The following is a 24,572-nucleotide window of genomic DNA, read 5'->3' on the forward strand; positions in this document are numbered from 1 at the left end:
TATCAATCAACGGCAAACAAAATGAATACATATTCATTATAAAAGAAAATACTATATTATCATAGAAAAAACGTAAATAACACTTGATAAATTTCATTTCTATAACTTTAAAAAACTCCCTTACACTTCGTGTAAGGGAGTTCAGCTTGTCCATATATTAGTCTACGTAGTGGTCAGAACCGAAGAAGTTACGGAACATTTGCACTGTAGTTGCACGGTTTAATGAAGCGATGGATGTTGTTAAAGGAATACCTTTTGGACATGCAGCAACACAGTTTTGAGAGTTACCACAGTTTGCAAGGCCACCGTCACCCATAATCGCATTTAAACGTTCATCTTTAATCATAGCACCAGTTGGGTGAGTGTTGAAAAGACGTACTTGTGATAATGGAGCTGGTCCGATGAATGAAGCCTTTTCAGACACGTTTGGACATGCTTCCATACATACACCACAAGTCATACATTTAGATAGTTCATAAGCCCATTGACGTTTACCTTCTGGCATACGTGGACCTTCACCTAAATCATACGTACCATCGATTGGTACCCATGCTTTAACTTTTTTAAGCGCGTTGAACATACGTTCACGGTCAACTTGTAAGTCACGAATAACAGGGAATGTTTTCATTGGCTCCAATTTAATCGGCTCTGTCAATTGGTCTACTAGTGTAGAACATGATTGACGCGGACGGCCATTGATCACCATTGAACATGCACCACAAACTTCTTCTAAACAGTTCATATCCCATGATACTGGTGATGTGTTTACACCATCTTCAGTAACAGGATTTTTTTGAATTTCCATTAAAATTGAAATTACGTTCATACCATGACGGTAAGGCACTTGGAATTTTTGCCAGTAGCTATTGCCGCCTTGTGTATCTTGACGTAAGATTTCCACTTTGACCATTCTTCCAGTATTTGCTGCGATTTGCATAACTTTTAGTCTCCTTTCGCAGAGTAGTCGCGTTTACGTGGTGGGATTAATGAAACGTCGACTTCTTGGTACGTGATGATTGGATTACCAGTAGCTGGGTCAAACTTCGCCATTGTTGTTTTTAAGAAGTTCTCGTCATCACGGTTAGGGAAATCAGGTTTATAGTGTGCACCACGAGATTCATTACGTAATAGTGCACCTTTTGTCATTACTTTTGCAAGCACTAACATATTTTTAAGCTGACGTGTAAAGTGCGCGCCTTGATTGCTCCATTTTTGCGTATCATTGATGTTGATGTTGCTCCAGCGCTCAGTAAGCTCATCAAGTTTTTTCAATGTATCTTCAAGCTGATCATTGTAACGTACTACAGTCATTGTAGCAGTCATCATTTCACCAAGCTCTTTATGCAGTAAGTAAGCGTTTTCTGTGCCTTCCATTTTCATGATAGCATCCCATTTCGCTTGTTCCTCTTTTACACGAGCATCGTAAATCTCTTGTGGAAGATCTTCTGCATGCTTTTTAAGGTGTTTTACATAGTCTACTGCGTTTGGTCCTGCAACCATACCACCGTAGATAGCAGATAATAATGAGTTTGCACCAAGACGGTTTGCACCATGTTGAGAGTAATCACATTCACCTGCTGCAAATAGACCAGGAATTTCAGTCATTTGATTGTAGTCAACCCATAATCCACCCATTGAATAGTGGACAGCTGGGAAAATTTTCATTGGTAATTTACGTGGGTCATCCCCTACGAATTTTTCGTAGATTTCGATGATACCACCAAGTTTAACATCCAATTCATGTGGATCTTTATGTGAAAGATCTAGGTATACCATGTTTTCGCCATTGATACCAAGTTTTTGGTTTACACAAACGTCGAAAATTTCACGTGTTGCAATATCACGTGGTACTAAGTTACCATAAGCTGGGTATTTTTCTTCTAGGAAGTACCAAGGTTTACCGTCTTTATAAGTCCAAATACGACCACCTTCACCACGAGCTGATTCTGACATTAGACGGTTTTTGTCATCTCCAGGAATCGCTGTTGGGTGAATTTGAATGAATTCACCATTCGCATATGAAGCACCTTGTTGATAAACGATAGAAGCAGCAGAACCTGTGTTAATAACAGAGTTTGTTGTTTTACCGAAGATAATACCAGGGCCACCAGTCGCCATAATAACAGCGTCTGCACGGAATGATTTAATTTCTTCTGTACGCATATCTTGCGCTACGATACCACGACAAACGCCGTCTTCATCGATAATAACACCAAGGAATTCCCAGTGTTCATATTTATTTACTAAACCAGCTACTTCATGAGAACGAACTTGCTCATCTAGCGCATATAGTAATTGTTGACCAGTTGTTGCACCAGAGAAAGCTGTACGGTGCATTAAAGTACCACCAAAACGACGGAAATCTAAAAGCCCTTCTGGTGTACGGTTGAACATAACACCCATACGGTCCATTAAGTGGATAATGCCAGGTGCTGCATCACACATACCTTTTACTGGTGGTTGGTTCGCTAGGAAGTCCCCACCATATACTGTATCATCAAAGTGGATCCATGGAGAATCCCCTTCACCTTTAGTATTTACCGCACCATTAATTCCGCCTTGCGCACAAACAGAGTGTGAGCGTTTTACAGGAACTAATGAGAATAAATCAACTTCAGTACCAACTTCAGCTGCTTTAATCGTTGCCATCAGACCGGCAAGACCACCGCCGACAACAATTATTTTGCTTTTCGCCATGATTATTTCTCACTCCTCTTAAAAAATTGCAATGATTGCATGTGCTCTATCGTAGCTTCTATTGAATTATACGAAAGCTAAAATAGCAGCCACACCAACTACACTTAGAATTACGAAAAGAATGTTTGTTACGTAAGTAGCGATCTTTTGAGACTGAGGAGATTGTGTAATACCCCAGCTTACTAGGAATGCCCATAAACCGTTAGATAAGTGGAAAGTTGCTGATAAAATACCAACAATGTAGAATCCAAGCATGAATGGATTAGCAACAATATTCGCCATCATGTCGTAATCAACGTGTGTGCCAAGTGCTTTTTGAATACGAGTTTGGAAAATATGCCATGCAATGAATATCACTAAGAATACACCAGTAAAACGTTGTAAAGAGAACATCCAGTTACGGTACGTGCTGAAACGTCCAGTGTTTGGTGTAGCAGTGAATGCAATGTAGACACCATAGAATGCGTGGAACATTAATGGAATATAGATGACAATCCATTCAACTAGGATAAGGAATGGAATCTTTTCCATTACTGCGGTAGCATCGTTGTAACTTTCTGCCCCGCCTGTTGCTGTAAAGTTAATGAACAGGTGCATCGTTAAAAACAGACCTACTGGAATGATCCCAAGTAGAGAATGTAAGCGACGCCATAAAAACTCTCGATCTTTCGACAAGACTGTTACCCCCCTTAGTACTTAAAATAGCACAACAAAAGAAGTCATCATTTTGTAAATGATACTTCATTGACTGTGTATTTCATCATGGTACAATATTATGACATGTTTATTGTACTCTCAAGAGCTACGAGCGTCAAGGCAACTCGGAGTTTTTCATAGAGCTTATTAAAGAACTAATCTAGTACATGATGCGTCGTTTTTTCTCGAAAAATCTATCATTACTTTATTACCGTTAAATTTTAAGAAAATTCTAAGAAAGAAGGATAACAATGTTAAACACTCCATCTCCTACAATCTCATCATTTGGCTATGAGATCATTCGTGATCATATTCTATCTTCTATACTTGGTAAACATGAAGATGACGTCCTTTATTGGGCAGGTAAAGAGCTTGCTCGCAAGTTCCCATGTAAAAGTCAAGATGAACTTATCGCATTTTTCGCAGATGCCTGCTGGGGTACATTAGAACTCATAAAGGAATCAAAAGATGGACGTATTTTCCAGTTGACAAATGACCCTGAAATTCTGCAAATAAAGCAGCGCAGCTTTAAACTTGAAGCTGGATTTATAGCAGAGCAAATTCAACTAGCTAAAGGCTACCTAACAGAATGCTATAATGAAAAACGGGAAAAGCAACAATACGTCATGTTTACAGTCAAATGGGACGTTAAAGAACGTATTATGAATACCATTCCCTCAGAATAATTAAAAAGGATTGTTTCCCATTAAAGAATGGGATGACAATCCTTCTTTTTTCTTCCTTTTATTTCGGTCAATTACATAAAATGCTGTTTCTTCTATTATTATATGTAAAGTGCTTGCTCTAAATTAAACTCATCATGGAGAGCATTAGCTGCTTGGATCATATCATCCTGTGGTACAACAACGGACACTTTTATTTCAGAAGTACTAACCATTTTTACAGGGATATTTTCACGACGTAACCGATCAAACATACGAGCAGCAACGCCTGGATTGGAAGCCATGCCTGAACCAATAATAGAAACTTTTGCTAGTCCAATTTCGAAGTCAGCAAAACTAAATCCAAGTGATAATTTACTATCCTCTAAAACACGTAATGCTTCCGCAAATTCCTCTTTTAAAATGGAAAACGATACAGTTGGCTTCAACCCATCAATAATGGCTTGGACAATAATATCTACATTAATACGGTTCTCTGCAAGAACCGTAAATATATCTGCTAATGAAGCATTGGAAAAAGCATCATACCCTACTGTTAAACGAATAATATCTGATTCAAATGCAACACCACGAACGACTAAATTTTTTTCCATTTCCACTTCCTCCTTCAATAAAGTGCCTACTGATTCTATTAAACTTGAACGTATAATAACAGGCATTTGAAATTTCTTCGCTAACTCCACCGCACGAGGATGTATGATATGAGACCCTAAATTCGATAATTCCAACATTTCATCATATGAAATTTCTTGAAGCTTTTGGGCATTGGGAACATATCGTGGATCTGCTGTATAAACACCATCCACATTTGTATACATATCTACTCTCTCCGCTTCCAACGCTATGGCAAGTGCAACAGCAGCTGTTTCAGCTCCACCTTTTCCAAGCGTGGTGATATTGTGCACTTCGTCAATCCCTTGTTCTCCAGCAATAACCACAATTTGTCCCTGTGCAAAATGTTCTTCCATACGACTAATATCTATATAGTCGATACGAGCATGTCGATACATACCATCCGTATGTATACCAGCTTGCCATCCAGTTAGAGACACAGCCTCATAGCCTGCTTCCTGCAAGGCAATGGCAAATAAAGCACTAGATAATTGAGAGCCAGTTGACAAAACTGCATCTAATTCTCTTTTCGACACATCGTCAGTTAGTTGGTGTACCATCATTTTCATCTCTTTCGCAGTGTGTCCCATTGCTGCAACGACCACTACTACATCCAATCCTTTGTCCTTTTCAGCAATCGCTTTCCTAGCAGCCTCTTGGATTTGTTCAGTAGAAGCTAATGCAGCTCCTCCAAACTTCATCACGACTTTAGCCATTTCTTTCGTTCTCCCTTCCAGTTCATGTATTTCACCAAATTATGGGGGGTAAAACCGTTTCTAGAAAACTAAAAGGCAGCCTCCACATAACGTGAAAGCTGCCTATAACATGTACAATAATCGTAACTTGCGCATGTGTGATAGCTCTCCGAAACGTTTAGAATCGACAGTCTTACATTTCTTAAATGCAAAACCAGTACAGCAATGGAACAACAATACTGTACTTCGGCAAGCTCCCCTTTCACACAATATCTCTGGACTTGTCCATCCTCCATTGTGTTACTCTTGAATCTTGCACCTCTATCATCACTTTAAAGTGAATGTATTCAATTCATTAAGCCTTAGCGTAAACAAACTAGTCACGCAGTTGGCTCTCCATAACATTGAAAACAATGTTATTTATAACCATAGCACATGCCTATTCCTTTGACAATGATTGTTGCTGAAAATAGCTAAAAATTTGGCTTGCTAAATTAGCGGGCATCCCAGCCTCCTGTAATGCTAGCTCGCTCGCCTCTCGAATTTTTTTGACTGAACCGAAATGTTTAAGAAGCTGTTGCTTTCGTTTTGGTCCTACCCCTTCAATATGATCTAATACAGATTGAATGGCATGCTTCTCATGCTGTTGACGCAAGAAGGTAATAGCAAAGCGATGGACTTCGTCTTGAATTCGTTGTAATAAATAAAAGCCATCACTTGTACGTTTTAAGCTAATCACTTCTGGTGGATCACCAAACAAGAGCTGAGATGTATTATGCTTATCATCCTTGGCTAAACCAGCAATCGGTATAACAAGACCAAGCTCATCTTCTAGTACTTCACGGGCTACTTCCATTTGTCCCTTACCACCATCAATTAAGACTAAATCTGGTAATGGTAGTCCTTCCTTTAAAACACGGATATAGCGACGACGTATAACCTCCTGCATTGCACCGTAATCATCATGCTTGGCTGCTGTACGCGTTTTATATTTTCGGTACTCCTTTTTCGCAGGCTTCCCATCAATGAAAACAACCATAGCAGACACTGCATCCGTTCCATGCATATGACTATTATCAAAAGCTTCAATTCGTAAAGGAGTACTAATACCCATTGCTTCGCCAAGTGCCTCACAAGCACCAATCGTACGTTCTTCCTGGCGCTCTATTAGCTGGAATTTAGCTGCCACAGCAATTTCAGCATTTTTGGTAGCTAATTCAACCAATTCCTTCTTTTGACCTCTTTTCGGTGTGAGCACTTTAATTTCTAATAATTCTGTTAAGATAGCTGCATCAATGGCTTGTGGAATAAAAATTTCTTTTGGCTTAATATGCTCTGGCTTTTCATAAAAGCGCCCAACAAATGTTAAAAATTCTTCCTCTGCATCTTGATAGATCGGGAAAATTGAGACATCTCGCTCAATCAGCTTTCCTTGGCGCACAAAGAAAACCTGAACACACATCCATCCTTTTTCAACAGCATAGCCAAATACATCTCGATTTGTTGTATCACTTGAAACTATTTTTTGTTTCTGCATAACCGTATCAATATGGGCAATTTGGTCTCGGAATTCCTTCGCTCGCTCAAATTCTAGGTTTTCTGCAGCTGCTAGCATTTTAACTTCAAGCTCTTTTTTGACTGCCTCCACACCACCATTTAGAAACTTCGTCATATCCTCAATCATTTCTTGATAAACCTGACCATCAATTTCCTTCACACAAGGTGCTAAGCATTGACCCATGTGATAGTACAAGCAAACCTTGGAAGGTAATTGTACACATTTGCGCAGCGGATACAATCGATCCAATAGCTTTTTCGTTTCACTTGCTGCATAGGCATTCGGATAAGGACCAAAATATTTTGCCTTATCCTTTTTTACCTTCCGTGTCGTAATCAGACGAGGATGTTTTTCATTCGTAATTTTTAAATATGGATAGGTCTTATCATCCGTTAACATGACATTATATTTTGGATCATGTAATTTGATGAGATTCAGCTCTAAAATAAGTGCTTCAATATTTGATGACGTTACAATATACTCAAAATCTTCTATTTCACCTACAAGCCTTTGCGTTTTCCCTTCATGTGTTCCCGTAAAATAAGAGCGTACACGGTTTTTTAGAACTTTTGCTTTACCGACATAAATGATAGTCCCTTGTCGATCCTTCATCAAATAGCAGCCAGGTTGATCTGGTAAAATATCCAGTTTTCGCTTTATTAAATCGTTCATTACCTACCTGCCCCCCTAAGTAAAAATTCCCCTCATTAGAATCATGTTAGTTATTTTCTTTATTATATAACGAAAAAAAGCCGAACACATCCATTGATGGCTCGGCTTTGTGAACTTCATTCATTACGCATGTTTTGCGATAAATGCTTCTAAAGCTTCTTTTGGTTGGAAGCCTACTGTTTTGTCAACTAATTCTCCATCTTTAAATAATAGTAAAGATGGGATTGACATAATTTGATACTGAGCTGCAGTACCTTGGTTATTGTCAACGTCAACTTTTACAATTTTAGCCGCACTACCTGCTGCGTCCATTTCTTCAAGAACTGGCCCAATCATTTTACATGGTCCGCACCAAGCAGCCCAAAAGTCTACTAGTACTAACCCTTCTTTAATATCGTCCTGGAACGTAGCATCTGTTGCATGTACAATTGCCATTTGAAATCCTCCTTAAACTTACTATGCTTGTAGTATAGCATGGATAAATTCACTTGAGCGAACAATCTGCCTACAATGTATTTTTTATGCAAATCTGTGTCGAAAAATCAATACACAGTCATTAATTGACTTGATAACGACCCTTCAATACATAGGTTAACGTAATAAAAAGGTAAATAGCTAACGTAATGCCTGTCACAATAATAGATGTGGTGAAAATAATTCCGATGAGAATCGCACTTAACGCCAATATAGCTATCCAAGTCGTATAAGGGAACCATTTTACTTCATAGGCACTTGTGTGCTCTGCTTGTTTTTTACGTGATTTTAAATGGGCAATCGCAATAATTAACCAAATAAATAACACAGTATAGCCAAGTGATCCCATTAGAAAATCAAATGTTTTGCTTCCCGCATATAAAGATAAAATGACCCCTAAATACATCGCTAAAGTACACATTAAAATAGCATATACTGGTACTTTTCGTTTCGATAAATAAGCAAAGATTTTAGGCACACGTCCATCTACAGCCTGTGTATAGAGTACGCGTGATGAACCATACAGTCCTGAATTCATTGATGAAATAATGGCAAGTAAAACAACAGCGTTCATAATATGGTCTGCCCCTGGAATACCAACCATTTTAAAAACCATGACAAACGGGCTTTCAGGAACCCCATTTACTTCATTCCAAGGAATCAAGCTTACGATAATAAAGAATGGCAGTAAATAAAAAGTAACAATACGTATTAATGTACTGCGAACAGCTTTTGGTACTACTTTTTCCGGATTTTTCGTTTCAGCTAATGTAATCCCGATGATTTCTGTCCCACCATAGGAGTAGATAACTACAAGCATGGCAGCAATTAAGCCAGTCGAGCCATTAGGGAAGAACCCACCATGCTCCGTTAAGTTAGCAAAACCAACAGCACTATGATTTCCAAACGTCACAAGCAATAAAATAAGTCCTGCAATGATAAAGACAATAATAACAGTAATTTTGATTAATGCTAGCCAATATTCTGTTTCTGCAAAGATTTTTACGGATAATAAATTAATCGCTGTTACTAACACAGAAACAGATAGTGCCAGTATCCAAATTGGATATTCTGGTAACCAATATTGAATAAAGATAGCAGCCACGACAGACTCTGCTGCAATATTTAAAACCCACATTTTCCAGTAGATCCAATCTAGGAAATACGCAGGGTATTTACCTAACACGGATTGCACTAAATCTCTAAAGGTTCTCGCTTCTTTATTACGCACGGCCATTTCTGCTAAGCCTTGCATAACAAATAATAAAATAATGCCGCCGATTAAATACGCAATCAGCACAGATGGTCCTGCCATATCAATGGCTGCACTACTTCCTTTAAATAATCCCGCACCAATGGCACCACCTAACGCCATCATCGTGATATGACGCGAGGTCATTGTTCTTGTTAATTGTTGCTTGTTTTTTTCCACTTTCTTACCTCCTAAATATCAAAAAAGCATACCATCTATTCCTTCATCATCAAATGAAAGAAGAGACGATATGCTATCAGCAAACCGCGGTACCACTCTAATTGGCTCTTGAGAACCCAGCTTAAAAAACCTTGTAACGAAGGTTAATCGTCAAACAAATAGAATAATCTGATAATTCTATTTGTGTTACCACTCCTAGGCAAGTTCAAAGTCTTATTGGTCTGCGTTGCACCAACCCGCAGCTCTCTTCACCGAATAACGAGCTTTTACTACTCCTAATCTTTGCGTTTCAAATCATTAATGTATCCATCACTATAATGTCTATCGTTAATTATGTCAATATTTTATTTTGCAATAATTTTCAAATAGTACTTTTTAAAATGGAAAGCAATATAAAAAAACAGGAAGGGTTATCCCTTCCTGCATCTGTATTACGCATTCACTTTTAATGCTTTAAATTCTTCAATTAGAAGCGGAATAACTTCAAATAAATCTCCTACGATACCATAATCCGCTACTTTGAAAATATTTGCTTCAGGATCTTTATTGATAGCAACAATGACTTTTGAATTGGACATTCCAGCTAAATGCTGAATTGCGCCCGAAATACCTGCTGCAATATAAAGATCTGGTGTTACAACCTTACCTGTTTGTCCGATTTGCAGCGAGTAATCACAGTATTCAGCGTCACATGCACCACGTGATGCACCTACTGCACCGCCTAGTAAATCAGCTAGCTCTTTTAATGGCTCGAAACCTTCTTCTGATTTCACACCACGACCACCAGCAACAACTACTTTCGCTTCTGAAAGATCTACACCTTCTGAAGATTTACGAACAACTTCTTTAATAATTGTTCGCAGGTTTGTAATCTCTACAGTGATTGCAGACACATCACCTGTTTTTCCATCTGCTTTTTCTAAAGGTGTAATGTTATTTGGACGAATAGAAGCTAAAACAACGCCTTCTTTAACTTTTACCTTTTCAAAGGCTTTACCAGAGTAAATTGGTCGGATGAATACCACATCATCGCCGGCACCTTCAATAGCAGTGACATCAGATACCAGACCTGCTTGCAATTTGCTTGCAATTTTTGGCGATAAATCTTTCCCATTTGCTGTATGACCAAAGACAATACCTGCTGGTTGTTCTTGCTCGATAACAGCTAATAATGCTTGACTATAGCCATCAGATGTATATTGTTTTAAATGTGGATGTTCCACTGTTACTACTCGATCAGCACCATATTCAAATAGTGGACCTGTTAAACCTGCTACAGCATCCCCTAAAAGTACCCCAACAACTTCGCCACCATCAGCGATTTGTTTTGCAGCTGCAATTGCTTCGAAAGAAACATTACGTAAGCTTCCTTCACGAACTTCACTTAATACTAATACTTTTTTTGACATAGCATATTCCCTCCGTTACCCTTTAAGATTCGATTGACATCCAATAATTAAACAACCTTTGCTTCCGTGTGAAGTAGATTTACCAGTTCTTTTGCTTGTGCAGAAAGGTCGCCTTCTAAAATACGGCCTGCTGCTTTTTGAGCTGGTAAGAAGATGTCTACTGTTTCAATCTTCACTTCTACATCATCTTCATCGATATCTAAATCATCTAACTCAAGCTCTGCAAGCGGTTTCTTTTTCGCTTTCATAATACCTGGTAGAGATGGGTAACGAGGCTCATTTAAACCTTGCTGAGCAGTTACTAATAACGGTAAAGAAGTTTCAATTACCTCTGAATCCCCTTCGATATCTCGAACAATTTTCGCAGATGTTCCGTCAATTTCAAGTTTTGTAATCGTAGTAACATAATTCATATCCAATAGATCAGCTACACGTGGACCCACTTGCCCTGAACCACCATCAATCGCAACATTTCCTGTTAAAATTAAATCTGCATCTTTATCTTTTAAGTATTCTGCTAGTAGATAAGCTGCTGCATTTTGGTCTAGCTCATCTAAATCATCTTCTGTATTAATAAGCACTGCTTCGTCTGCTCCCATAGCAAGCGCTGTACGTAATTGCTTCTCTGCATCCTCGCCACCAATTGTCACCACTGTTACTTTACCACCGGCAGCATCGCGAACTTGGATTGCTTCTTCAATGGCATATTCATCATAAGGGTTGATAATGAATTCTGCGCCGTCCTCTTGGATTTTACCACCCGACACAACGATTTTTTCTTCTGTATCAAACGTACGTTTAATTAATGCAAAAATGTTCATATATCCATACCTCCTGGAACGTTTTATAATTCTAAGTAAACTTATAAATATTATATATTTTCAGTTTCGTTAACGCCGATAACATACTGAACGTTGCTATCGACATTTGGAAAATTATTTGCCAGTAAACACAGGCTCACGCTTTTCAATGAATGCTTGAATTCCTTCTTTGGCATCTTCTGTGACAAATACTGTCCCAAAGGATTTCGCCTCTGCTTCAATGCCTTCATAGAATGATGCATGCTTTGCATATTGCAATGTTTGAATAGCTGCTTTTAAAGCAATTGGGCTTTTCTTAGCAATGCTCTTAGCAATCTTTAACGTTTCTTCTAGCAATGCTTCGTCTGGGAATGAACGGTTTGCTAAGCCCCACTGAACAGCTTCGTTACCAGAGATTGGTTCACTTGTAAACATCATTTCAGCAGCCTTAGCTACTCCAACATAGCGTGGTAAGCGCTGTGTACCACCAAAACCAGGAATAAGCCCTAATTGTAATTCAGGTAAACCTAATTTTGCTGATTCAGTGACAAATCGCATATGACAGCTCATTGCTAACTCAAGCCCTCCGCCTAATGCCGCACCATGGATGGCTGCAATTACAGGCTTAGAAAACGATTCAACACGCTCAAAAACCTGCTGCCCGTTGCTAGCTAGCTTTGTAAATTCCTCTCCAGATTCTACCCCAATAAATTCTTTAATATCTGCCCCTGCAGAGAAGAAACGGCCTTCACCATGAAGTACAAGGACTCTTACAGCATCATCGTGTTCTACAGCATCTAGCACAGCGTTAACTTCTGCAATAATACCGCGAGATAATGCATTTGCTGGTGGACGTGCAATTGTAATAATCGCTACTCCATCTTCTACTTTCCAACTTAGAAATTCCATTTCTCCACATCCTTTTAAGCTTTAATGCCGTTCAGGATTAATGCCTGAACCTTTGGAACCTGTTCCATCAAATCATATCGATAGTCATTCATAACCCACGACGTAATAGTTTCATCAATTGTTCCAAAAACCATTTGTCGAGCCAAGCGTACATCCATCGTCTGATTGAACTCACCTGTAAGCATACCCTCGATTAAAATTTGATCAAGTAGCTGTAAATACTCGCGCAATACGGAATTAATTTTTAATCGTAAGTCTTTGTTTGACTGGCGAAGCTCTAATTGTGTGACAGTTGCTAGGTATCGATCTGTCGCTAGAACATTAAAATGATTTTCAATCATTCGTGAAAGTTTGTCTTTAGACGTACTCCCCTTTTCTATTATATCTTGTAATGACTCTACAAAAACAGCCATTTTTTCATTAAAGACAGAAATTAATATATCTTCTTTATTTTTAAAATATAAATAGATTGTTCCATCGGCCACCCCTGCCTGTTTGGCGATTTTCGATACTTGCGCTTGGTGATACCCATTTTCCGCAATAACGATGACAGCTGCATCAATAATTTGTTTATATTTTGGCTTATCTCGTTTCACTTTTATATCACCACCTAAAAAACATGCGCACGTCGATATGACGTGTAAACCTAAAAAAATATGAAAATATGAATGGTCATTCATTCATATTTTCATATTATATTTTACAGCATTGCTTGTCAATACTTTCACACGTATTTATTTCGCTTCTTTATTCGCTAATTTTGTTTTTTCTTCTTCAACTAACGTACGACGCAAAATTTTTCCTACAGCTGTTTTTGGCAGCTCTTCTCTAAATTCATAATAACGCGGAACTTTAAAAGCTGCTAGATGCTGACGGCAATATTTATTTAATTCGTCCTCAGTAATCGAATATCCTTCTTTTAATACAATATAAGCTTTAACTGTTTCACCACGATACGGATCAGGTATGCCTGCTACTACGCACTCTTGGATCTCTTCACGTTCATATAACACTTCTTCTACTTCACGTGGATAAATATTAAAGCCGCCTGCTATTATTAAATCTTTTTTACGATCTACTACATAGAAGAAGCCTTGCTCATCCATATAACCAAGATCACCTGTTAAAAACCAACCATCAGCAAATGTCGCAGCTGTATCCTCCGGACGGTTCCAGTAGCCCTTCATTACTTGTGGTCCTTTAACAGCAATTTCACCAACTTCACCTATAGGTAGCTCTTCTGTATCACCTGTACGTAAAATAACCGCTTCTGTATTTGGCCAAGGTAAACCAATCGAGCCAATCACCCGCTTCCCCCAAATTGGCGTAGCATGTGTTACAGGTGAGGTTTCAGTTAACCCATATCCTTCTACTAGCTTTCCACCAGTCACCGCCTCAAACTTCTCTTGCACTTCAATCGGCAATGAAGCAGAGCCACTTAGGCATGCCTTAATGGATGATAAATCATAATTCGCAATGTCTGGGTGATTTAAAAGGCCGATGTATAAGGTTGGTGCGCCGGGGAACAGAGTTGGTTTTTGTTTATCAATTGTTTTTAATGCCGTTTCTGCATCAAACTTCGGTAAAAGCACCATTCTATTTTGAGTGAATACAGATAAAAGCATAACAGTTGTCATGCCATAGACGTGGAAGAATGGTAGAATGCCCATAATGGTTTCTTCACCATGAACACATTTATACATCCAAGCATCACACATTGTCGTATTGGCAATTAAATTTTTATGGGTCAGCATAACGCCTTTTGGGAAACCTGTTGTCCCACCCGTATATTGAAGGAGTGCTAGGTCTTCTTCAAAATCAAATGGCATATTGTCAATTATCTTAATTGGTGCTGAACGCATTATTTCTGAAAACAGATGATTTTGACCGCTATGTTCAACCTTGACACTAAAGCCATACTGCTTTTTTTGAATAAATGGATAGACTAAATTTTTTGGGAATGGTAAATAATCCTTAATAGCTGTCACAATGACATTTTCAAGAGCAGTCTCTTTCATAATTTTCATGACTCTCGGATATAAAATATCCATGACAAGAATAACCTTTGCTCCTGAATCAGCCATTTGATATTGAAGCTCACGTTCAGTATAAAGTGGATTTGTTTGTACTACAACAGCACCTGCATACATGGCACCATAGTAAGCGATTACACTTTGTGGCGTGTTAGGCAACATAATTGCTACTCGATCTCCCTTTTCCACACCTAGTGTTTGTAAATAGTTTGCGAACCTTAAAGCTGACTCATATAGCTCGGTGTACGTCAAATCCTTTCCCATAAAATGAATCGCTACTTTGGATGGATTCTTTTTATAGGCACGTGTCAAAAACTCTTGCACTGGAATTTCCTCAAACGTTAAAGACGATGGTACTTCTTCAGGATAATTTGCTAGCCATGGTTTTGCTGTCATACGTCCTCTCCCCTTTGTCCCAAACTTTGTCAATTCTTATATTTATTATAATGAAAAAGAAATACAGTTTCAAACAGAAAATAGAAAATAAATGCATTTTCGATTAATTATTATGCAATTAACAACATTAATATGATTGGTATTTATCAGGATTTATTTCAATACACCTTATGAATGCTCGTTCATTCTCGAGTCACTCCATAAAAAAACAATCAGCATATTCCTATATTATCAAAATAATTTTTCTACCCTTTAATAGAGTTTTATGAAAGAAAGTTAATAGGTTGTAGTAGAAATTTATGCTATGTACAATTAACAAAAAACGCATCCTCATAAAGAGAATGCGTTTTTTATTTAAATCGTTAACATATAGTAGACACCTACTGCCAAAAATGCAATACAGACAACGATTAGTACTTTTGCTAATTTTTCCATGTCATGACACTCCTATGCAATACTTGCCCCAATTACAAACGAAAGACCGACTGAAATGGTAAAGGAAATGAAACCAACTGAGCGATTATCATTGGCAATCTCTTGATCAACGTTAAAACGAGGTGTCATAAATTCAAATAAGAAATACGCTACAATCAATAATGTAAAGCCAAAAAGGCCCCAACCGATCATTTCACTTAATGTACTATGACGTGCAATGGAAAAGCGGAAGATATTACAAATCCCTAGTATTTTTCCACCTGTTGCAAGAGCCACAGCGACATTACCTTTTTTAATTTCTTCCCAATTTTTATATTTCGTAACGACTTCGAACAATGCCATCGAGACGACTAAACATAATACTACAACACTAAAATATCCTGCCGTTTCGATAATTGGATATCGCCAAAAGCCAGAATTCAGCATTTTTCTCCGTCCCCTTTATAGCTTATTTCAATTCAACAATTGTGACGCCTAAGCCCCCTTCACCGGCTTCACCAAAACGGAAGGATTTTACGCGCTTATGCTTTTTCAAATAGCTTTGAATTCCTTGACGTAAAGCCCCTGTACCAACTCCATGAATAATGGACACACGACCATAATTAGAGAGTAATGCATCATCAATATATTTCTCTGTTCTTACGATTGCATCCTCATAACGTTCACCACGTAAATCTAATTCTAGTTTCACATGACTATTTCGATTTTTCACACCAGCTGTTCGTAATACAGGCTCTTTTTCAGGTTTAATATATTCCAAATCACTATCTGAGATTTTCATTTTTAAAATCCCCATTTGGACAACCCATTCAGTATTCGACACCTTTTCTAACAAAGTACCTCGTTGACCATAGCTTAACACCTTTACCTCGTCTCCGACAACTAAGTTTTGTGCACGAGCTTTGACTTGTGCCGCCTTTTTTAGCACTTTATTGTCTTCAAGTGGTGTTGCTTCTTCCAAGCGTTTACGTGCTTCAATCAATTCATGCTCCTTGACAACTTGATCAGCATTTTTACGCATTTCTCGAAGCTCTGCAATAATCGCTTCTGCTTCACGTTTTGCTTCATCAACAATTTTACGCGCCTTTTCCTTCGCCTTCTTATCAAGCGCCTCTTTACGCTCCTCATAGGCTTGCAATTTATCTTGAAGCTCTTTACGTAATGTTTCTGATTCTAATAGCAATGCATGCGAACGCTCTGCATCATCTTCAGATTGGCGACGTGTTTCTTCCAATGAGGCAATCATCGATTCAACCTCATGTCGATCGGTTCCAGTAAAGCCTTTAGCACGATCAATAATGGATTCAGGTAAACCAAGACGACTGGAAATTTCAAATGCATTTGAGCGCCCAGGTACACCGATAAGTAGACGGTAGGTCGGGCTCAAAGTTTCAATATCAAATTCTACACTGGCATTGGCTACACCTGGTCGATTATAGCCATAAGCTTTTAGCTCAGGATAGTGAGTTGTAGCCATTACACGAGCACCGCGCCCATGTACTTCGTCTAAGATTGAAATGGCTAAGGCTGCCCCTTCCTGTGGGTCAGTACCTGCCCCTAACTCATCAAAAAGAACAAGTGATTCGTGATCAAATTTTTGTAGGATGTCAACAATATTAACCATATGGGACGAGAACGTAGAAAGTGACTGCTCAATTGATTGCTCATCACCAATATCGGCAAATAATTGCTCAAATACAGCAAGTTCTGAGCCATCTAATGCTGGCACTGGTAATCCAGCTTGTGCCATTAATGTACACAGACCAACCGTTTTTAATGTCACCGTTTTACCACCTGTATTAGGACCTGTAATGACAATAGCTGTAATGTCTTTACCAAATTCAATGTCATTGGGAATAGCTGATTCTATTGGTAGCAATGGATGACGCGCACGTATTAGTCGGATATAACCATCCTGATTCATTTTAGGCATTGTACATTTATTGGCTTGGCCATATTTGCCCTTTGCTAAAATGACATCGATATCGCCTAATACCTTCACTAAGTTAAATAAATCTGATGCTACTTCTTGCACCATTGCACTTAATGCTAGTAAAATACGTTCAATTTCAGCCTGCTCTTTCATTTTCAAGCGATGAATTTCATTGTTTGCTTGGACAACAGAATCTGGCTCAATAAATAAGGTTTGACCAGAAGAAGATTGGTCATGGACAATCCCACCATAGTGGTGACGATATTCCTGCTTTACGGGAATAACAAAGCGATCATTACGAATTGTCACAAGTGTATCAGAAAGCATTTTCGCTGCATTACTTCCCCGAATTAAACTTTCCAGCTTAGAGCGGACTTTCCCTTCTTCAGCACGCAAAGATTGGCGAATAGAGCGCAATGTTTGACTAGCAGAATCTAAGACAGCTCCATTGTCGTCAATACAGTTATTAATTTCATGTTGCAATCCTGTTAGGACAGGCATTGCTTCCTTTTTGGAGATGAAATGGGGAATATCAATCACTTCATCGGCTTCTAAATCTTCAATAAAATTGCGTAGAATTCGGCTTGCTCGAATCGTGCTCGAAATTTCCATTAGTTCTACTGCTGCTAACATGCCTCCTATTTGAGCACGTCTGGCAGAGGGACGGACATCAAAAATTCCGCCCATTGGTACATTGCCCTTCACACGCAAAATGGATAGTCCCTCATCCATTTCCTCTAATAATTGTACTACTTTATCAAAATCTGTTTGTGGCACAAGCTCCTCAATGGCAGATTTACCAATAGAGGAAGTACAATAGGAAGCCACTTGTTGCCTAACTTTATCGTATTCTAGTGTTTTCAATGCGCGTTCTGCAATCACTGAGAACACCTCCTCAGCTATTTATTTCGTTGGATGAACGCTTCAAACTGTTCACGCGTCCATGTATTCACAATCATATCTTTCGGTAACCATGCTCTATTTGCATAGCGAACCCCAATATCCATAAAACGTAAATGTGCAATATCATGTGCATCTGTGTTGATGGCTACTGGCACACCTGCTGCGCATGCCATTTCTAAATGTTCTACACATAAATCGAGACGATACGGATTTGCATTTAACTCTAAAATTTTACCATATTCCTTTGCCCACGCAATTAACTGTTTCATATCAGGATTATAACCATCGCGATCTTCAATAATTCGACCAGTCGGATGGGCAATCATATGAACATAGGGATTTTGCATAGCTGTTAGTAAACGTGCCATAATTTTATCTTGCGATTGTGTAAAACTAGAATGAATGGAAGCAATAACAAAATCGAGCTCTTTTAACACTTGATCTTCGAAATCAAGGGAGCCGTCTGGTAAAATATCCATCTCCGTTCCTTTAAACAAATGAAAATCTGGATGTGCTGCATTAAATGCCTCAATTTCTACACGCTGCTTTTCTAAACGCTCTGGTGTTAATCCATTTGCTACTTTTAGGAATTGCGAATGGTCTGTAATAACGCTATATTGATAGCCTCGTGCTAGTAACGCCTCGCCCATTTCTGCAACAGAGTATGCACCATCTGACCATGTTGTATGCATATGCAAATCAGCTTTAATATCCTCTAGTCGAACTAAGTTTTGAATTATGTTTGTTTTGTCAAATTCTGCTGTTCCTGTCCGTAAGCTCGGTGGAATCCAAGGTAGATCAAAATGAGCGAAAAATGCTGCCTCGTCTTGGAACGTTAAAACGGAACCATCTTCCTGTTCCACACCATATTCACTTATTTTTTCACCACGGGCTTTGGCAATTTGCCGCATACGAACATTATGATCTTTTGAACCTGTGAAATGATGTAACGCAGTCGCATATTCATTGTCTTTCACTAAACGGAAATCAACGCTAACTGGTTCATCTAAGTCTAAAATCACCGAAATTTTTGTATCCCCCGCCGCCACGACTTCTTGAATGGCCAAGCTATTTAACAACGTTTCGCGTACTTCCTCCACTGCTTCTGTCACAACAATAAAATCAATATCTTTGCTAGTTTCTAACGCTCGACGGAAACTCCCAGCAACTGAAAATCGGTCTACTTCCTTCATACTACCTAGAAGCGCCTCAATTTGTAAAACCACAGGCTCAAGCTGCCAAATTGGTAGTCGTTCTGAACGATTTGCTAAATTGGCTAGCTCCTTTAAAATTTTCTCTTCAGTTTTTACAGCAAATCCAGCTAATTCACGTACTTTTCCTGCTTCACAAGCTGCCTTCAAGCTTTCTGCAGAGTCAATACCAAGCTCTTGGTGTAGTTTCGCAATTTTTTTTCCTCCCAAGCCAGGTAATTTTAGCAATGGCAGTAACCCTTTAGGTACAACCTCTTCTAACTCCTTTAACAAACTCGATTCACCTGTTGCCATTAAGTCCTCTATTACAGCCGCAGTACCCTTGCCAATCCCTTTGAGTTTTGTTACATCATCCATTTCGCTTAATGATCGCTCGTCCCCCTCTAGTGCTGCCGCGGCCTTTCGAAAGGCTGATACCTTGAATGGATTTTCTCCCTGTAGTTCCATATATAAAGCAATTTTTTCGAGTGTGCGAATAATTGTTTTTTTATTCATTGGTAATTCCTCCTATCGTAAAAACACTTCCCTCAAGACAGAGAGAAGTGCATAGTTACTATTGCATATAAATATACCACCAGTTTTGGAACATCTTTGTAATAATTGGTGTGTGCTCCAACATGAGACCACTTAACAATGACTTCGACATTAAATTTTGTATGGCATCTACTGGTAATAAGGCGCACACATATAGCAAAATAAACATAATTAAATAGTTTTCAATCATGCCAAGTAACGCCCCAAGCCAACGATTCACAGTATTTAGCACTGGCAAATACGCGATAAAGTCAAATATCGATGCCACGATTTGCAACGTTATTTTTACTGCAAAGAAAATAACAGCAAAGGCAATTACCCGATAAAAGGTACGGTCTAAATCTAGACTATCAATGACAACGCCAAGGCTGCCTGTGTCAGTGACGCCTGGATATGGAACCCAAAATACAAATTTTTGTGCTAATGGCTTATAATAAATATACGCAACAATTAGGGCTACTACAAAGCTGACAATATGCATCATCTGTACAATAAAACCTCGTTTTGCACCGACGCCTATACCAGCTAACAGTACCACTAATATGATTAAATCTAACATTCTCTTCAACCCTTTAACTTTTTCAATTCTTCTTCTAATTGCTCCATTCGTTCTTTTAATAGTAAATAATCATGAACTGTATTTACTGCTGTCAGAACAGCAAGTTTTGTGCTATCAAGTGAGGGATTATGTACGTTCATCTCGCGCATACGGTCATCAACAATCGAAGCAACAAGTCGCATATGGCCAATGGATTCAGAGCCGACCATTTTATATGTATGACCATATATTTCAACAGAAATTTTATTCTTTTCTTGTTTTTCCATAGTCGCACCCTCCTATAAATTCGATGCACACACGATTTTAGAGGCTTGTGAGCACCATCACACAAAAAAGCTATTTATTATCATACCATGAAAGGTATAAAATTGTGAACAACGAGGACAGAAAGGAACGATTAAATGGCAAATATTGTGCTTTCCATTTCAACAAATATTCAAAAAGAGGTGATGGCTTACTATGCATCGCACTTTATAGAACGAAAGGCTCCGGGAGTCATTTTTGCGGCAAAACTACCAGATACAGCCATAACTATGTATAAATCAGGCAAATTAATGTTTCAGGGGGGCGGTGCTGAACGTGAGGCAGCACGTTGGGGAACTGTTGAAAAAACTGCTACGCCACTCTCCACTATCGGGGCAAAAGGGGATGTACTGCCTAACAATTTCGCAACCATGTCTGTTTTAGGCTCAGACGAAACAGGCACAGGTGATTATTTTGGTCCAATCACTGTAGCAGCAGTATATGTGCCTACTTCCAAAATCGAACTCATGAATGAGCTTGGCGTAAAAGATTCAAAAATGCTAACAGATGACTATATGAGGAAAATTGCACCTGATTTGCGTGCAGCCTGTGTCCATAGTGTTCTCGTCTTACGCAACGAGAAATATAACAACTTACAAGCGAAAGGCTATTCCCAAGGTAAAATGAAAGCCATGATGCATAACAGGGCACTACAAAACACGCTATCAAAAATGGCTCCTGAAAAACCTGAATTTATTCTAATCGACCAGTTTGCTGAACGTGGTGTCTATTACAATTATTTAAAAAATGAACGTGACCTTGTGCAAGAGAATGTCTACTTTTCTACTAAAGCAGAACAATTACATGTAGCTGTGGCTACAGCATCTATTTTAGCTCGTGCTGCCTTTTTAAAGGAAATGGACCGTTTGAGTGACATTACAGGGCTTACATTAATGAAGGGCGCCTCTAACAAGGTAGATGTGCAAGCAGCCCGAATCTGGTGTAATCAGGGCGAAGAATTTCTACGCTCCATCACAAAATGGCATTTCGCCAACACTGATAAAGCACGGAAGATGAAGTAAATCATACTATTGGTTGCTTAAAAAAGCTTTTTTGGGGTTCCTGATGAGCGTGAGACGCATTAGGAACCTTTTTGAGCGCTTTCCTCTTTTTTGGATCACTCTTTCTTCACCTTTTGGATCATCATCTTCACCATTCTCAAACAAAAAAAGACTGCCTCGTCAGACAGTCTTTTTTCATTATATTAGCGTACTTCTGTGCCTGCAATCGTAGCAATGGCTTTTAATACTTTGTTATGTGCGGCCACTACTTCTTCGTCTGTTAAAGTACGTTCTGGATCAAAATATGTGAGAGAGAAGGCAACCGATTTTTTACCTGGTTCCATTTTCTCCCCTTCGTAAACATCGAATACGCGGATATCTTTTAATAGTTTCACACCCGCTGCATCAATGGCTTCCATTACTTCGCCCGCTGTTGTTGTACGGTCCATTATAAGAGCGATATCACGAGACATAGCTGGGAAACGAGGCACTGGTGTGTAGGCAAGTGGTGCTTCTTGTGCCGTTGCATTTAATAGGGCCACTAAATTCATTTCCATTACATACGTGTCTTTTACACCCCATGCTTTTTGCTCTGCTGGGTGAAGTCCACCAATGATGCCGACTTGCTTGCCATCTAATAAAATGCTAGCTGTACGACCTGGATGTAAGCCATCCACTTGTGATTTCACAAATGTCAGGCGATTTGCTAAGCCAAGTTTGCCAATGACACCTTCGATGATACCTTTTAACACAAAGAAATCTACAGCTTTTTTCTCACCTTGCCAAGCATGGTCTAGCCATTTGCCAGTTAGTACTGCTGCCACATGCTCTTCCTCATATGGTTGCCCCTCATCTGATTGACCAAGGAACACGGAACCAATTTCATATAAAGCCACGCCTTCAGCTTGACGTGCAACATTATAAGCCGCCGCTTCGATTAAATGTGGAATAAGGCTTTGACGTAATGTAGAACGCTCCTCACTCATTGGCATAAGCAAGCGAGTTACCGGCTCTGCTTTCAAAGCAAAACGTTGTGACAATGCATCCGACGTTAACGAATAAGTTACCGCTTGATACAGGCCAGCCCCTTCCATGTAATGACGAACAACACGTCGATTTGCTTGGTAAGGTGATAAATTACCTACTTGTGTTGCACCCTCTGGTAATGTCATTGGGATTTCATCATAACCATAAAGACGAGCAATTTCCTCCACGATATCCTCTTCAATTTTAATATCTTGTCGACGTGTTGGTGCATCAATAATTAATAAACCATTTGCTGCCTCTACACCAAATTTTAAACGCTCTAAAATAGAAAGCATATCTTCTAATGCAATTTTCATACCTAAACGTTCATTAATAAAATCTGGGGAAACGACTACTCGCGCTGGTGTTTTATCTAACTCATCTACTAAACATGTACCTTCTAATACTTCACCGCCTGCTAATTCAGCAAGGAGAGCGGCAGCACGTTCGGCAGCTGGTAAGACACGATTTGGGTCTACCCCTTTTTCGAAACGAGCCGATGCATCTGAGCGTAGGCCAAGATGACGAGACGTTTGACGCACTGTTAAACCATCAAAATAGGCTGACTCAATGACAACAGTCGTTGTTGAATCTGTTACCTCTGAATTAGCACCACCCATTACACCAGCAATGGCTACTGGCTCTTTGCCATTTGTAATGACTAAATCTGAAGCTTTTAATGTACGTTCTTGGTCATCTAATGTTGTGATTTTTTCACCTTCTGTTGCTTTACGAACAACGATTTTACCCGTCGCTAGGCTATCATAGTCAAAAGCATGTAGAGGTTGACCATATTCCATTAATACATAGTTCGTTACATCTACGACATTATTGTGTGGACGTACTCCCGCAGCCATTAGACGATTTTGTAGCCACATTGGTGATTCACCAATTTTTACGTTTTTCACAACTTTTGCTACATACATAGGATTTGCTTGTAAATCTTCTACATGAAGCTTCAGGTAATCCTGTGCTTTTTCACTGGCAGTTTGATAGGAAATTTCTGGATATTTAATTTCCTCTGAAAGAATAGCACCTACTTCATATGCTACACCTAGCATTGAAAGAGCATCTGAGCGGTTTGGTGTTAGTCCTAACTCCAACACTGTATCACGTAGGCCCAATATAGCCAGTGCATCTGCCCCTACTTCTGCATCTGCTGGTAGGACGAAGATACCTTCTGAATACGCCTTAGGCACAAGCTTTCCTTCGATTCCAAGCTCTTGTAAGGAACAAATCATTCCGTTCGATTCATGACCGCGAAGTTTTGCTTTTTTGATTTTAATGCCACCTGGTAAATGTGCACCTGGACGAGCAACAATGACTTTTTGACCCGCATCAACATTCGGTGCACCACAAATTATTTGTTGAGGCTCTGCTTCGCCAACGTCAACTTGGCAAATATTTAACTTATCCGCCTCTGGATGTTTCTCCTTAGAAACTACATAACCAACTACAACTTTATCCATAGCATTAGCACGATCAATTACTGCATCTACTTCGATCCCAGAGCGTGTAATTTTTTCTGCTAACAGCTCAGGTGCTAAGTCCTGTGTATTGATATAATCTTTTAACCATTCTAATGATACTAACATGTTTTA

20 protein-coding genes, 1 riboswitch and 1 other annotated feature are annotated in these 24,572 nt (G+C 39.1%); of the genes, 2 read left to right on the forward strand and 18 right to left on the reverse strand.

Annotation, left to right across the window (positions count from 1 at the left end; genetic code table 11):
• Window positions 1-157 precede the first annotated feature (157 nt).
• The 3 genes from sdhB to L6W14_RS16470 all read right to left on the reverse strand — a co-directional run bounded on the left by sdhB (window position 158) and on the right by L6W14_RS16470 (window position 3,372).
• Window positions 158-937: a succinate dehydrogenase iron-sulfur subunit gene (gene sdhB / locus L6W14_RS16460; protein WP_004226431.1), complete on the reverse strand. Its 780-nt coding sequence runs from the start codon at window positions 935-937 to the stop codon at window positions 158-160.
• Between the two features lie 5 nt (window positions 938-942).
• Window positions 943-2,697 carry a succinate dehydrogenase flavoprotein subunit gene (gene sdhA / locus L6W14_RS16465; RefSeq protein ID WP_237898404.1) on the reverse strand — a complete coding sequence of 585 codons (1,755 nt, stop codon included), beginning with the start codon at window positions 2,695-2,697 and terminating at the stop codon, window positions 943-945.
• A 66-nt stretch (window positions 2,698-2,763) separates the two neighbouring features.
• A complete protein-coding gene (locus L6W14_RS16470; protein WP_004226428.1) occupies window positions 2,764-3,372 on the reverse strand; it encodes a succinate dehydrogenase cytochrome b558 subunit in 609 nt (202 codons plus the stop codon).
• A 272-nt stretch (window positions 3,373-3,644) separates the two neighbouring features.
• On the opposite strand from L6W14_RS16470, the gene L6W14_RS16475 reads away from it, so the two are divergent.
• Entirely contained in the window at window positions 3,645-4,079 is a 435-nt protein-coding gene (locus tag L6W14_RS16475) for a YslB family protein (protein WP_048393678.1), read from the forward strand.
• A 98-nt stretch (window positions 4,080-4,177) separates the two neighbouring features.
• Here L6W14_RS16475 and L6W14_RS16480 read toward each other — a convergent pair whose 3' ends face one another.
• The 14 genes from L6W14_RS16480 to zapA all read right to left on the reverse strand — a co-directional run bounded on the left by L6W14_RS16480 (window position 4,178) and on the right by zapA (window position 20,907).
• Complete coding sequence (locus L6W14_RS16480; RefSeq protein WP_237898405.1) at window positions 4,178-5,404, reverse strand: aspartate kinase; 1,227 nt, start codon at window positions 5,402-5,404, stop codon at window positions 4,178-4,180.
• Between the two features lie 133 nt (window positions 5,405-5,537).
• Window positions 5,538-5,715: riboswitch (Lysine riboswitch) on the reverse strand.
• 107 nt (window positions 5,716-5,822) lie between these two features.
• Window positions 5,823-7,613, reverse strand: a complete 1,791-nt coding sequence (gene uvrC, locus L6W14_RS16485; RefSeq protein ID WP_237898408.1) for an excinuclease ABC subunit UvrC — start codon at window positions 7,611-7,613, stop codon at window positions 5,823-5,825.
• Window positions 7,614-7,736: 123 nt separating this feature from the next.
• A complete protein-coding gene (gene trxA, locus L6W14_RS16490; protein ID WP_004226420.1) occupies window positions 7,737-8,048 on the reverse strand; it encodes a thioredoxin in 312 nt (103 codons plus the stop codon).
• Window positions 8,049-8,169: 121 nt separating this feature from the next.
• Window positions 8,170-9,486, reverse strand: a complete 1,317-nt coding sequence (locus L6W14_RS16495; protein ID WP_371824169.1) for an amino acid permease — start codon at window positions 9,484-9,486, stop codon at window positions 8,170-8,172.
• A 91-nt stretch (window positions 9,487-9,577) separates the two neighbouring features.
• Window positions 9,578-9,811 (reverse strand) — a binding site (T-box leader).
• 139 nt (window positions 9,812-9,950) lie between these two features.
• The gene (locus L6W14_RS16500) at window positions 9,951-10,928 is read right to left on the reverse strand and encodes an electron transfer flavoprotein subunit alpha/FixB family protein (protein ID WP_237898410.1); all 978 of its coding nucleotides are present in this window, start codon (window positions 10,926-10,928) and stop codon (window positions 9,951-9,953) included.
• 47 nt (window positions 10,929-10,975) lie between these two features.
• Window positions 10,976-11,749 carry an electron transfer flavoprotein subunit beta/FixA family protein gene (locus L6W14_RS16505; protein ID WP_131521384.1) on the reverse strand — a complete coding sequence of 258 codons (774 nt, stop codon included), beginning with the start codon at window positions 11,747-11,749 and terminating at the stop codon, window positions 10,976-10,978.
• Window positions 11,750-11,863: 114 nt separating this feature from the next.
• Complete coding sequence (locus L6W14_RS16510) at window positions 11,864-12,637, reverse strand: enoyl-CoA hydratase (protein WP_131521383.1); 774 nt, start codon at window positions 12,635-12,637, stop codon at window positions 11,864-11,866.
• 14 nt (window positions 12,638-12,651) lie between these two features.
• Window positions 12,652-13,317, reverse strand: a complete 666-nt coding sequence (locus tag L6W14_RS16515; RefSeq protein ID WP_371824156.1) for a fatty acid metabolism transcriptional regulator FadR — start codon at window positions 13,315-13,317, stop codon at window positions 12,652-12,654.
• Between the two features lie 54 nt (window positions 13,318-13,371).
• On the reverse strand, window positions 13,372-15,066 hold the full coding sequence (locus tag L6W14_RS16520; RefSeq protein ID WP_131521382.1) for an AMP-binding protein: 1,695 nt from the start codon (window positions 15,064-15,066) through the stop codon (window positions 13,372-13,374).
• A gap of 447 nt (window positions 15,067-15,513) precedes the next feature.
• Entirely contained in the window at window positions 15,514-15,927 is a 414-nt protein-coding gene (locus L6W14_RS16525) for a DUF350 domain-containing protein (RefSeq protein ID WP_008179180.1), read from the reverse strand.
• 22 nt (window positions 15,928-15,949) lie between these two features.
• Window positions 15,950-18,316 carry an endonuclease MutS2 gene (locus tag L6W14_RS16530; RefSeq protein ID WP_054549978.1) on the reverse strand — a complete coding sequence of 789 codons (2,367 nt, stop codon included), beginning with the start codon at window positions 18,314-18,316 and terminating at the stop codon, window positions 15,950-15,952.
• 17 nt (window positions 18,317-18,333) lie between these two features.
• Window positions 18,334-20,043, reverse strand: coding sequence for a DNA polymerase/3'-5' exonuclease PolX (gene polX / locus L6W14_RS16535; RefSeq protein WP_131521380.1), 1,710 nt, complete (start codon window positions 20,041-20,043; stop codon window positions 18,334-18,336).
• A 58-nt stretch (window positions 20,044-20,101) separates the two neighbouring features.
• Entirely contained in the window at window positions 20,102-20,641 is a 540-nt protein-coding gene (locus L6W14_RS16540; protein ID WP_004226395.1) for a CvpA family protein, read from the reverse strand.
• 5 nt (window positions 20,642-20,646) lie between these two features.
• Window positions 20,647-20,907: a cell division protein ZapA gene (zapA, locus tag L6W14_RS16545; protein ID WP_016991554.1), complete on the reverse strand. Its 261-nt coding sequence runs from the start codon at window positions 20,905-20,907 to the stop codon at window positions 20,647-20,649.
• Between the two features lie 135 nt (window positions 20,908-21,042).
• Here zapA and rnhC point away from each other — a divergent pair, with 135 nt between their 5' ends.
• Window positions 21,043-21,966 (forward strand): ribonuclease HIII, encoded by a 924-nt coding sequence (gene rnhC, locus L6W14_RS16550; protein ID WP_237898412.1) that lies wholly within the window; start codon window positions 21,043-21,045, stop codon window positions 21,964-21,966.
• Between the two features lie 182 nt (window positions 21,967-22,148).
• On the opposite strand, the gene pheT is transcribed toward rnhC, so the two are convergent.
• The gene (gene pheT / locus L6W14_RS16555) at window positions 22,149-24,566 is read right to left on the reverse strand and encodes a phenylalanine--tRNA ligase subunit beta (RefSeq protein ID WP_237898413.1); all 2,418 of its coding nucleotides are present in this window, start codon (window positions 24,564-24,566) and stop codon (window positions 22,149-22,151) included.
• Between the last annotated feature and the right edge of the window lie 6 nt (window positions 24,567-24,572).

This window comes from Lysinibacillus sp. ACHW1.5 (assembly GCF_022014815.1).
In the GTDB taxonomy this organism is placed as follows: Bacteria; Bacillota; Bacilli; order Bacillales_A; family Planococcaceae; genus Lysinibacillus; species Lysinibacillus capsici.